Origin of the sequence: Klebsiella sp. CN_Kp091, from assembly GCF_040065095.1 — a bacterium.
Lineage (GTDB): Bacteria > Pseudomonadota > Gammaproteobacteria > Enterobacterales > Enterobacteriaceae > Klebsiella > Klebsiella aerogenes.
Genome location: NZ_JBEAIO010000044.1, coordinates 1 through 12,003 on the forward strand (window position 1 = coordinate 1; position 12,003 = coordinate 12,003).

The 12,003-nt window shown below is 55.6% G+C and carries 10 protein-coding genes; 2 read left to right on the top strand and 8 right to left on the bottom strand.

The annotated features are described in order from the left end of the window. Window positions 1-208 precede the first annotated feature (208 nt). From betA to betI, 3 genes are read right to left on the bottom strand one after another with little or no spacing between them, the layout of a single operon-like run. Window positions 209-1,873: a choline dehydrogenase gene (gene betA, locus ABLV17_RS18400; RefSeq protein ID WP_032714033.1), complete on the bottom strand. Its 1,665-nt coding sequence runs from the start codon at window positions 1,871-1,873 to the stop codon at window positions 209-211. A gap of 14 nt (window positions 1,874-1,887) precedes the next feature. Further along, entirely contained in the window at window positions 1,888-3,360 is a 1,473-nt protein-coding gene (betB, locus tag ABLV17_RS18405; protein ID WP_048230691.1) for a betaine-aldehyde dehydrogenase, read from the bottom strand. Window positions 3,361-3,371: 11 nt separating this feature from the next. Then, the gene (gene betI, locus ABLV17_RS18410; protein ID WP_045392822.1) at window positions 3,372-3,965 is read right to left on the bottom strand and encodes a transcriptional regulator BetI; all 594 of its coding nucleotides are present in this window, start codon (window positions 3,963-3,965) and stop codon (window positions 3,372-3,374) included. Between the two features lie 128 nt (window positions 3,966-4,093). On the opposite strand from betI, the gene betT reads away from it, so the two are divergent. Both betT and ABLV17_RS18420 read left to right on the top strand, forming a co-directional pair. Next, window positions 4,094-6,127: a choline BCCT transporter BetT gene (gene betT / locus ABLV17_RS18415; protein WP_015704693.1), complete on the top strand. Its 2,034-nt coding sequence runs from the start codon at window positions 4,094-4,096 to the stop codon at window positions 6,125-6,127. Window positions 6,128-6,440: 313 nt separating this feature from the next. Then, window positions 6,441-6,806 carry a hypothetical protein gene (locus tag ABLV17_RS18420; RefSeq protein WP_308958344.1) on the top strand — a complete coding sequence of 122 codons (366 nt, stop codon included), beginning with the start codon at window positions 6,441-6,443 and terminating at the stop codon, window positions 6,804-6,806. 79 nt (window positions 6,807-6,885) lie between these two features. Here the strand turns inward: ABLV17_RS18420 and ABLV17_RS18425 are convergent, their stop codons facing one another. The 5 genes from ABLV17_RS18425 to ABLV17_RS18445 form a co-directional block, all read right to left on the bottom strand. Beyond that, window positions 6,886-7,917 (bottom strand): methionine synthase, encoded by a 1,032-nt coding sequence (locus tag ABLV17_RS18425; protein ID WP_213317366.1) that lies wholly within the window; start codon window positions 7,915-7,917, stop codon window positions 6,886-6,888. Window positions 7,918-7,943: 26 nt separating this feature from the next. Continuing rightward, window positions 7,944-8,924, bottom strand: a complete 981-nt coding sequence (locus ABLV17_RS18430; RefSeq protein WP_308958343.1) for a DUF1852 domain-containing protein — start codon at window positions 8,922-8,924, stop codon at window positions 7,944-7,946. 275 nt (window positions 8,925-9,199) lie between these two features. Next, on the bottom strand, window positions 9,200-9,985 hold the full coding sequence (locus ABLV17_RS18435) for an SDR family oxidoreductase (RefSeq protein WP_348854532.1): 786 nt from the start codon (window positions 9,983-9,985) through the stop codon (window positions 9,200-9,202). An 88-nt stretch (window positions 9,986-10,073) separates the two neighbouring features. After that, entirely contained in the window at window positions 10,074-10,871 is a 798-nt protein-coding gene (locus ABLV17_RS18440; protein ID WP_316424395.1) for an SDR family oxidoreductase, read from the bottom strand. A 62-nt stretch (window positions 10,872-10,933) separates the two neighbouring features. Beyond that, window positions 10,934-12,001, bottom strand: coding sequence for an ABC transporter permease (locus ABLV17_RS18445; RefSeq protein ID WP_015367789.1), 1,068 nt, complete (start codon window positions 11,999-12,001; stop codon window positions 10,934-10,936). Window positions 12,002-12,003 lie beyond the last annotated feature (2 nt).

Consider the following 12,003-nt stretch of genomic DNA (forward strand, 5'->3'; position numbering starts at 1 on the left):
GGAGGCCGGGTGGCTTCAAAATCCCCGGTGGCGCTGTCGCTTACCGGGGCTACAGAGTTGTGCGATTTGGTAGCCCGGATGAGCGCAGCGCAATCCGGGAAGGCCAGGTGGCTTCAAAATCCCCGGTGGCGCTGTCGCTTACCGGGGCTACGGCGCTGTGCGATTTGGTAGCCCGGATGAGCGCAGCGCAATCCGGGGACCTGCTCGTTTAGCGGCGAACCGGCGCGTCGCCGGCGACATAGTACGCTGCGGTGCTGCGCGGTAACGGCTGACGCCCGCGAATGGCATCGGCCATCTTCTCGCCAATCATGATTGTGGTGGCGTTCAGGTTGCCGGTAATAATCTGCGGCATAATCGACGCGTCGACGACTCTCAACCCTTCCATGCCGTGGACGCGGCCTTCGCCGTCGACCACCGCCATGTCGTCGTACCCCATTTTACAGGTGCCGCACGGGTGGAACGCGGTCTCGGCGTGATTACGCACAAACTCATCTAACTCCGCATCGCTTTGGCACTCAACGCCAGGGCTGATTTCGCGTCCGCGATACTTATCCAGCGCCGGCTGGTTCATGATTTCGCGGGTAATACGGATGGCGTCGCGGAACTCCTGCCAGTCCTGTTCGCTCGACATATAGTTAAACAGGATTGCCGGATGGGCATGCGGGTCGCGCGATTTCAGACGCACATGGCCGCGGCTTGGTGAACGCATCGAGCCAACGTGGCACTGGAAACCATGCTCTTTAACCGCATTGGATCCATTGTAGTTAATCGCCACCGGCAGGAAGTGGTACTGAATATTCGGCCAGGCGAATTCCTCGCGGCTGCGGATAAATCCGCCCGCTTCAAACTGGTTGCTGGCGCCGATCCCGGTGCCGCCGAACAGCCATTCCGCGCCGATTTTCGGCTGATTCCACCACTGTAGCGCCGGATACAGCGACACCGGCTCTTTGCACTCGTACTGCAGATACATCTCAAGATGGTCCTGCAGATTTTCACCGACGCCGGGCAGGGCGTGGACCAGCGGAATATCAAACTGGCGCAGGAGTTCTGGGTTACCGACCCCGGAACGCTGCAGAATTTGCGGCGAGGCGATGGCGCCGGCGCACAGCAGCACTTCTTTATTGGCCATTGCTTTCGACGGCGCGCTGCTGTCGCCTTCCAGCCACTCGACGCCGACGGCGCGTTTGCCGTCAAAAATAATGTGATCGGTCATGGCGTGGGTGCGGATGGTCAGGTTCGCGCGGCTGCGGGCCTGATCGAGATAGCCGCGGGCGGTGCTGGCGCGGCGTCCCTGCGGCGTCACGGTGCGATCCATCGGGCCAAACCCTTCCTGCTGATAACCGTTGAGATCGTCAGTACGCGGATAGCCCGCCTGCACGCCGGCTTCCACCATCGCATGGAACAGTGGATTATTATTCTGTTTCGGCGTAGCGACGCTCACCGGGCCGTCGCCGCCGTGATAGTCGTTAGGGCCGATGTCGCGGGTTTCCGCTTTCCGGTAATAGGGCAGGCAGTCGAGGTAGCTCCAGTGTTCCAGCCCCGGCGCGGCGGCCCAGTTATCAAGATCCATGGCGTTGCCGCGGATGTAACACATGCCGTTAATCAGCGAGGATCCACCGAGCCCTTTACCGCGTCCGCACTCCATGCGGCGGTTGTTCATATAGGGTTCCGGTTCGGTCTCATAGGCCCAGTTGTAGCGTTTGCCCTGCAGCGGGAAAGCCAGCGCGGCAGGCATCTGGGTGCGGAAATCAAAGCGGTAATCCGGACCGCCCGCTTCCAGCAGCAGGACGGTGGTGTTGGGATCTTCCGTTAAACGCGTCGCGAGGACGTTGCCAGCGGAGCCGGCGCCAATAATGATGTAGTCAAACTGCAAAAATGACCTCCTGGTTAAAATATGGATTGAAACTGACCCATCTCAACCTGGATGGATTTCACTTGGGTATAGCTCTGTAGCGTCATCACGCCGTTTTCTCGGCCAATGCCGGAGTGCTTATAGCCGCCGACCGGCATTTCCGCCGGCGATTCTCCCCAGCTGTTGATCCAGCAAATACCGGCTTCCAACTGGTGGATGATGCGGTGAGCGCGGTTCAGATCCGGCGTGACGACGCCAGCGGCAAGGCCGTACTCGGTGGCGTTGGCGCGACGAATCACTTCCGCTTCGTCGTCATAGCTGAGAATCGACATCACCGGTCCGAAGATCTCTTCGCGTACGATAGTCATGTCATCGGTGCAGTCGGTGAAGACCGTCGGGGCGACCCATGCGCCATTATCGAAGCCTTCGCCTTTCAGCACATCGCCGCCGCACAGCAGGCGAGCGCCTTCGCTTTTGCCGCTCTCGATATAGCGCAGTACATTCTGGCGATGCGGGAAGCTGACCAGCGGGCCGAAGTTGGTATCGTCGGCAAACAGGTCGCCGGCGCGGATACGGCCCACGCGCTGCAGGATCTTGTGTTCAAATTCGGCTTTAAACTTCGCGGGCACAAACACGCGGGTGCCGTTGGTGCAGACCTGACCGGAGCTGTAGAAATTGGCCATCATGGCGATATCGGCGGCGAGGTCGAGGTTGGCATCTTCCGCGATAATCAGCGGTGATTTACCGCCCAGCTCCATGGTCACCTCTTTTAAAGAAGAGGCGGCGGAGTTGGCCATGACTTTTTTGCCGCTGGCGACGCCGCCGGTGAAGGAGATTTTGGCGATATCCGGATGCTCGGTCAGGTACTGGCCGGTTTCGGCGCCGATCCCCGGCAGGACGTTGAAGACCCCTTCCGGCAGACCCGCTTCGCGGTAGATTTCCGCCAGCTTCAGCGCGGTGAGCGGAGTGACTTCGCTCGGTTTAAAGATCATCGCGTTACCGGCGGCCAGCGCCGGGGCCGATTTCCACAGCGCTATCTGGATCGGGTAGTTCCAGGCGCCAATACCGGCGACTACGCCAAGCGGCTCGCGGCGGGTGTAAACAAAAGAACTGTCGCGCAGCGGGATCTGGCTGCCTTCCAGCGCCGGGATCAATCCGGCGTAGTACTCCAGCACATCGGCGCCGGTCACGATATCGACGGCGGCGGTTTCGCTCAGCGGTTTGCCGGTATCAAGCGTCTCCAGACGCGCCAGCTCATCGTTACGTTCGCGCAGGATATCAACCGCTTTACGCAGGATCCGCGAGCGCGCCATCGCGCTCATCGCCGCCCACACTTTTTGCCCCTGTTGGGCGCTTTTTACCGCGCGGTCGACGTCTTCACGCCCGGCGGCCTGGACGGTTGCCAGCACTTCCCCAGTGGCAGGGTTGATGGTCTCGAAAGTTTTACCGCTGGTGGCGGCGACAAACTTGCCGTGAATATAAAGCTGCTGTTCGGCCATTCGGGACATGGTTTCCTCCATTATTGCGAAGTCGGTGGCAGATACTGCCTGATGAAATGATCCGCGAGCGCCTCAGCGCGGGCTTTGTCGAGCGGTTTACCGCTTAACGCCGCACGCAGCCACAGGCCATCGATTAGCGCCGCCAGGCCATAGCCCGCTTCCTGCGCCTGCTCGCGCGGCAGCTGGCGCTGAAACTCATACACGATGTTCGACAACAAACGCTTGCTGCTGACCTGCTGCAGGCGGTAGAGCATCGGCTGGTGCATACTGCTGGCCCAGAAGGCGAGCCAGGCCTTCATCGCCGCGCCGCTTATCTGGCTGTCATCGAAATTGCCGGCGACGATGGCCCGCAGACGCCGTTCAGCGCTGGCGCCGGGTAGCGCCCGCAGCCGCTGTAACACCGCATGGCGTAGCTGGCCGGTGATGTCGCGCATCGTCGCTTCCAGCAGTCCGTTTTTATCCTTGAAATAGTGGCTGATGATGCCCGTCGATACGCCCGCCCGGCGGGCGATCTGCGCGATGGTGGCGTCATGCATGCCGACCTCATTAATCGCCGCCAGCGTGGCGTCGATCAGCTGCCGCTGACGTATCGATTGCATCCCCAGTTTTGGCATTTCCCGGACTCCATTCATCAGATTTGTTTATCTATTAAAGCGGTTTTTGATTGGACGTTCAATATAAAATGTGTCTTAATTGTTGCCAATTTGCTTTTTAATAGTTGCAATAAATGTAAGGAGAATGGATGACAGACCTTTCGCCGAGCAGAGAAAAGGACAAAATCAATCCGGTGGTTTTTTACACTTCCGCAGGACTGATTTTGTTGTTTTCCCTGATGACTATCTTCTTCAGCGATTTTTCCGCGGCCTGGATTGGCCGTACCCTGAACTGGGTTTCTAAAACCTTCGGCTGGTATTATTTACTCGCCGCCACGCTGTATATCGTGTTCGTCGTCTGTATTGCCTGTTCGCGATTCGGTTCGGTGAAGCTGGGGCCGGAACACTCGAAGCCGGAGTTCAGCGTGCTGAGCTGGGCGGCGATGCTGTTTGCCGCCGGTATCGGCATCGACCTGATGTTTTTCTCGGTCGCCGAACCGGTCACGCAGTATATGCAGCCGCCGGAAGGGGCGGGACAGACCATGGAAGCGGCACGCCAGGCGATGGTGTGGACGCTATTCCACTACGGCCTCACCGGCTGGTCGATGTACGCCCTGATGGGAATGGCGCTGGGATACTTTAGCTATCGTTATAATTTGCCGCTCACCATCCGCTCCGCGCTCTATCCTATCTTCGGGAAAAAGATTAATGGCCCCATCGGCCACAGCGTCGATATCGCCGCGGTGATCGGTACGATTTTCGGCATCGCCACTACCCTCGGTATCGGCGTGGTGCAGCTCAATTACGGTCTGAGCGTGCTGTTCCATATTCCTGATTCATTGGGCGCAAAGGCGGCGCTGATTGTATTGTCGGTGATTATCGCCACCATTTCGGTGACCTCTGGCGTGGATAAGGGCATTCGCATCCTTTCCGAGCTCAACGTGGTACTGGCGCTGGGGCTGATCTTATTCATTCTGTTTATGGGCGATACCGAGTTCCTGCTCAATGCGCTGGTGTTGAACGTCGGGGATTACGTCAATCGCTTTATGGGAATGACGCTAAACAGCTTCGCCTTCGACCGCCCGGTTGAATGGATGAATAACTGGACGTTATTCTTCTGGGCCTGGTGGGTGGCGTGGTCGCCGTTTGTCGGCTTGTTCCTGGCGCGTATTTCGCGCGGGCGCACCATTCGCCAGTTTGTGGTCGGTACCTTAATTATTCCGTTCACTTTCACCCTGCTGTGGCTGTCGGTATTCGGCAATAGCGCGCTGTATGAAATTATTCACGGCAATGCGGATTTTGCCGCCGAGGCCATCGCTCACCCGGAGCGCGGTTTCTATAACCTGCTGGCGCAGTACCCGGCGTTTACCTTTAGTGCTTCGGTCGCCACCATTACCGGCCTGCTGTTTTACGTCACCTCAGCGGACTCCGGCGCGCTGGTGCTCGGCAACTTCACTTCGAAGCTGAAGGATATTAATAGCGATGCGCCGAACTGGCTGCGCATTTTCTGGTCGGTGGTGATTGGCCTGTTGACCCTCGGTATGTTGATGACTAACGGCATCTCCGCGCTACAGAACGCGACGGTGATCATGGGGCTACCGTTCAGCTTTGTGATTTTCTTCGTGATGGCGGGATTATATAAGTCATTGAAGGTGGAAGATTATCGCCGCGAAAGCGCCAATCGCGACACTGCGCCGCGCCCGCTGGGCGTGCAGGATCGTCTGAGCTGGAAAAAGCGCTTGTCACGCTTAATGAACTATCCCGGCACGCGCTATACCCGCCAGATGATGGAGACGGTGTGCTTCCCGGCGATGGAAGAGGTGGCGCAGGAGTTGAAGCTGCGCGGCGCTTACGTTGAGCTGAAAAGCCTGCCGCCGGAAGAGGGCGATAACCTTGGTCACCTCGATCTGCTGGTGCATATGGGCGACGAACAAAACTTCGTCTACCAGATTTGGCCGCAGCAGTACTCGATTCCCGGTTTTACCTACCGGGCGCGCAGCGGCAAATCGACCTACTACCGTCTTGAGACTTTCCTGCTGGAAGGAAGCCAGGGTAACGACCTGATGGATTACAGCAAAGAGCAGGTTATCACCGATATTCTCGACCAGTACGAGCGACACCTGAACTTTATTCATCTACACAGGGAAGCGCCGGGGAATAGCGTTACCTTCCCTGGAATGTAAAACTTTCTTTTACCAGGGCGTCATGTAATAAATGACGCCCTTTTTTGCAATCTAATACATTGTCAATTTACAGCTTTAATTATTAAATAGCCATTTAATGTACTATTTGTGCTTAATTAAATTTTTATCTTTGTGTTATTACTGGTTGTCATATAGTCATGGGTGGATATCTACGCTTAAATATCGTTATTTGCAAATAATGGAATGAAATAATGAGTCCTGTAGGATTGTTTCCTGGGGCGACAACGATATCCTGTTTTAAACTCGCATAAACCGCACTATTAAAAATAACAATCATTACATGAGAAATATAATGGAAAAATATTCAAGGATTATTATTCGTGGGCCCTTCTATGCGATGATGGCCGCGGTTATCTTCTGTTTTTCCAGAGGTTTTTTCCTCTACTGGATGATCAAAAGGGATCCTGTAGCGACCCGCGCCAGTATCGTGACTTACTACCCTAAAACGCCAAACGATCGTGGTGAGGTGAGTATTGTATTAACGTATAGCTTTAGTGCTAAAGGTAAAATTTATAGCAAGGCCAATCAGTTTATGACTATTAATACGGTGGATCTCGATAAGGTTTACGTGGGAAAAGAGGTGCCTGTGATCTATTATCGAGCTAATCCGAAATTCAGTAAGTTAGATTATTATCATCATGAGTTAAGGCATAGATGATCATCTTTGGGGGAAAAAAATCAGAAACCAGGTAGACCCGGTTTCTGTTGTAGTATTATAGATAATACACTGCCGATGATTATTTCGCCGCCAGCTCCCGGCGAATGATTTCCGCCCCGGCGCTTAGCGCATGAAGCTTACCGTTGGCGACCTGACGCGATAACGGCGCCATGCCGCAGTTGGTTGATGGATAGAGCTTGTCGGCGTCGACGAACTGCAGGGCTTTGCGTAGCGTGCTGGCCACCTCCTCTGGCGTCTCAATGGCGTTGGTCGCCACATCGATTGCTCCGACCATCACTTTCTTGCCGCGGATGAGCTCCAGCAGGTCCATCGGTACGCGCGAGTTGTGGCACTCCAGCGAAATAATATCGATAGAGGAGGTCTGGAGTTTCGGGAACGCCTCTTCATACTGGCGCCATTCGGAGCCGAGCGTTTTTTTCCAGTCGGTATTGGCCTTAATACCGTAGCCATAGCAGATATGCACGGCGGTTTCGCATTTCAGACCTTCAACGGCTCTTTCCAGCGCGGCGATTCCCCATTCATTGACTTCATCAAAAAAGACGTTAAATGCGGGTTCATCAAACTGAATAATATCTACCCCGGCGGCTTCTAATTCCCGCGCTTCCTGGTTGAGAATTTTGGCAAATTCCCACGCCAGTTTTTCACGGCTTTTATAGTGATTGTCATACAGGGTATCGATCATCGTCATTGGCCCAGGCAGAGCCCATTTAATCGGTTTGTTGGTGAGTTGACGCAGGTATTTTGCATCTTCCACAAATACCGGCTGCTGGCGTTCGACGGCGCTGACTACGGTCGGCACGCTGGCGTCATAGCGGTTGCGAATTCTCACCGTTTGCCGTTTCTCAAAATCGACGCCGCTGAGATGTTCAATAAAGGTGGTGACAAAGTGCTGACGCGTCTGCTCGCCATCACTGACGATATCAATGCCTGCGCGCAGCTGATCGTCCAGGGATAAACGCAGCGCATCGCGTTTGCCTAGTACTAACTCTTCATTCTGTAATTTCCACGGTGACCACAGCGTCTCGGGCTGCGCCAGCCAGGTTGGTTTCGGTAAACTGCCTGCGGTGGATGTCGGGAGCAATGTTTTCATACAGGTGACCTTTATTTTTTTATGATTTAGAGAGCGTAATGAGCTGACCATTGCTCAAGAATATGCTGGTACGGCTTAATAAACTGTTGTTCGGTAAATTTGCCCTGTTCAATCGCCAGGCGGCTGCGCTCTTCGCGGTCATAAACAATCCGGGTCAACGAATGATCCTGATTATTCAGGTTCGGCTGATAGCACTGCCCGGCCGCGGAGTTAGCGTTATAAATTTCCGGGCGATAAATCTTCTGGAAGGTTTCCATGGTGCTAATGGTACTAGCAAGCTCAAGGTTGCTGTAATCGCTGAGCAGATCGCCCGCGCAGAAGAAGGCCAGCGGCGCTACGCTATTGGTCGGCATAAAGTAACGCACCTGCAGGCCCATCTTATTGAAATAGGCCTCGGTCAGCGCCACGCCATCCTGCTGGTACTCGACGCCGAGAATAGGGTGCTGATTACCGGTCCGGCGGTAGGTATGCTTATTGGATACGCTCAGGCAGATGACCGGCGACTTTTTAAAACATTCATGGTATTCGGCAGAGCGTATGAAATGTTTGAAAATATTGCCATGCAGAACGCCATAATTTTCCGGCACGCTGAATGTGGCTTTATCTTTATTATATTCCGGCAGTAATACGCTAAAATCATAATCGCGCACATAAGAGGAAAAGTTATTCCCAACAATACCTTCGATTCGCGCGTTGGTGGCTTTATCAATAATATTGGTTTGCAGAATCTCAATCACCGGGAATGCCGCATTGTGGCCGTTATCGGTAATATTCATCTCGACCGAAATAATATCGAGTTCGACGGAGTAACGGTCGCCGTGCGGATTATCCCACTGCACCAGGTTATTAAAGCGATTATCAATCATTGCCAGCGCATTGCGCAGGTTCTGCTGACGGTTTTCGCCCCGCGCCAGGTTGGCAAAATTGGTGGTAATACGCGTATTTTCCGCCGGGTTATAGTGTTCATCAAAACGACTACGTTTAATCGTAAAGGTAAAGTCTGTCATCGTCTCTTTCCACCCTGGGTTCTGATATAAAAATGCAGGTATTTCACATTCCCAGAATGACCTTGCGATTTATCTGGATTTATTATTCAGTAGCATTCATATTGTCTGCAGTTGCTGAAGACTATTTTTGCCAGAGTCATTGAGTGAGTGAAAGAGAGTTAATTTCAATACTGCATGAGCCATCTTCATGATCCGTCATGTACTCTGCGTAGATGTGCAAGACGGCTGAAGAAAACGCCCCGGCTTGTGCATCGTTAGCCGGGGCAAGACCGGTTTTACCAGCAGACAAACCCACCGTCGACCACCAGATCCACGCCGGTGCAGAATGAGGCGGCGTCGCTGGCGAGGAATAGCGCCGGGCCGGCCATCTCTTCTACCTTCGCCATGCGCTGCATCGGGGTCTGGCTTTCAAACTCGCGGGTCTGATGCACCATCTCCGGGCGGGTATTCATCGGCGTGGCGGTATAGCCTGGGCTGATGGCGTTGACGCGGATCCCTTTATCAACCCACTCCATGGCCAGGCTTTTCGACAGATGAATAACGCCGGCTTTCGAACAGTTGTAATGCGCCTGATCGAGGCCGCGGTTCACGATAATCCCCGACATCGAGGCGATATTGATAATCGACCCGCCGCCAGACTCCTGCATTAATTCCGCTTCTGCTTTGCAGGAGTTCCATACGCCGGTGAGGTTGATATCGATAACCCGCTGCCACTGCTCGCTTTCCATCTTCAGAGCCGGATTGGCGTTGGCGATCCCGGCGGCGTTGACGGCGATATCGAGGCGGCCAAAGCGGCTTTTTGCCAGCGCAACGCCGGCGCGCAGGTCGGCAAGCTGGCGGACATCGCCGGTATAAGAACAGGCCTGACCGCCGATGGATTCAATATGGCTGACCGTTTCCGCCAGCCCGCCGTCGTCGCGAAGATCAAAACAGACCACCCGCGCGCCGGCGCTGGCGAGCGCGCAGGCGATGGTTTGGCCGATGCCGCTGCCGGCGCCGGTCACGAAAGCGACGCGCTCCTGCAGGTTAAACAGCTGCTGTGCAAAGTCTTTGCCGATCATAGTGATTACTCTCTTCAATATAGTGTCGAACCTCGGGAGCCCGGTTTCCCGGATGGCGGCGCGTAGCGCCTTATCCGGGCTACCGCGTTCAGGACATAATCAAACCGCCATCGATATTGATGGTCTGCCCGGTGAGGTAACGTGCATCGTCGGAGGCGAGGAAGGCCACCAACCCGGCCACGTCTTCCGGCTTACCGGCACGCTTCATCGGGATCCCTTCGACCCATTCCGCCATCAGTTCGCCCTTGCCGTAGCGCTTCTGCTCGGTGCTGAGAATTTCTCCCCACACGCGATCGTTGTAATCCCACATTTCGCTTTCGATGATGCCGGGGCAGAAGGCGTTGACGGTGATGTTCCACGGCGCCAGCTCGTGCGCCAGGCTTTGGGTAATACCGATCACGCCCATTTTGCTGGCGGCGTAGTGCGGCGTGTAGATAAAGCCCTGACGCCCCTGGCCGGAAGAGGTGTTAATCAGGCTGCCGTGATTCTGTTTCACCATATATTTAGCGGCCTCGCGGCAGCACAGCCACACGCCGGTAGTATTAACCGCGAGCACTTTTTCAAAATCGGCTTTTGGCATCCGATCGTAGTAATCAATGGTGATCACCCCGGCGTTCTGAATGGAGACGTCAATGGTGCCGAAGCGCGCGGCGGCCTGCTCATACAGGGCCTGCACCTGCGCTTCGTCGGTCACATCGACCTGCAGCGATAAAATATCCGCCTGATAGCGCTGACGCAGGATTTCGGCGGTCTCGTGAACGCGCTCGGCGTTGGAGACCATCACCAGATTAGCGCCGTCGCGGGCAAAGCGCTCCGCAATACCTGCGCCGATGCCGCGGCAAGCGCCGGTGATAACCACCGTTTTATTATGGAAATCTCGTTGCATATTTTTTCCCTTTCGATAAGCCGGGCGCCAGGCCCGGCGGAATACGTGTATACGGTTGCCGATTAGCTGGAGGTGGCGCCGTTCGGCGGGATGGCGGCCAGCTTCTCTTCATGGCGGCGCATCAGGATGACTTTGTTCTGCAGCTTCTGCTGGAACTGGTCGACGACAACGGCGGTGACGATCACCAGGCCCTTAATGACCATCTGCCAGAAGTCGCTAACGCCCATCATCACCATGCCGTCGGCGAGGAAGACGATCACGAAGGCGCCGATAATCGAGCCGGTCACCCGACCGCGGCCTCCTGCCAGCGCGGTTCCGCCGAGCACGGTGGCGCCGATGGCGTCCATCTCAAACATGTTGCCGGTCATCGGGTGGGCGGTTTGTAGCTGAGAGGCGACGATCAAGCCGACGAAGGCGGCGCACAGACCAGAGAAGGCATAGACGAAAATTTTGGCTTTGACGATCGGCACGCCGGCGAGGCGAGCGGCGGATTCGTTGCCGCCGATAGCGTAGATGTAGCGGCCAAGCGGCGTTTTAGTCGTCAGCCAGTAGCCCAGTACCAGGAAGCCGATCATCAACCAGATCGGCAGATAAACCCCAAGCAGGGTACCGGAGCCCAGCGTGGCGAAACCGGTGTTGCCCAGCGCCTCCATACCGTTGAGGTTCGGGTAGGTGCTGCCGTTGTTAAACAGCAGGGCGGAGCCGCGGGCGACGTACATCATCCCTAAGGTACAGATAAACGGCGCGACGCCGAAGCGGGTAATCACCGCGCCGTTAACCAGCCCTACCAGCACGCCGAAGACCGCGACGCAAAGGATCACTTCAGGGACGTTAAAGAAGATGATGTCGCCGTTCCATAGCGGTAGCCCGTTGGTCAGCAGCGCGCCCGCGACCATCCCGCAGATACCCGCCACTGCGCCGACGGACAGGTCAATGCCGCCGGTGAGGATCACCAGCGTCATACCGATGGCCAACAGGCCGGTAATCGCCACGTGCTGGGTCATGATCAGCAGGTTAGAGGCGGTCAGGAAGTTCGGTACCATCACGCTGAAGAATGCGATCACCAGCAGCAGGGCGATGAAGGTTCTGGCCTTCAGCAGGTACATATAAATCATATATTTCTGGTTCATGA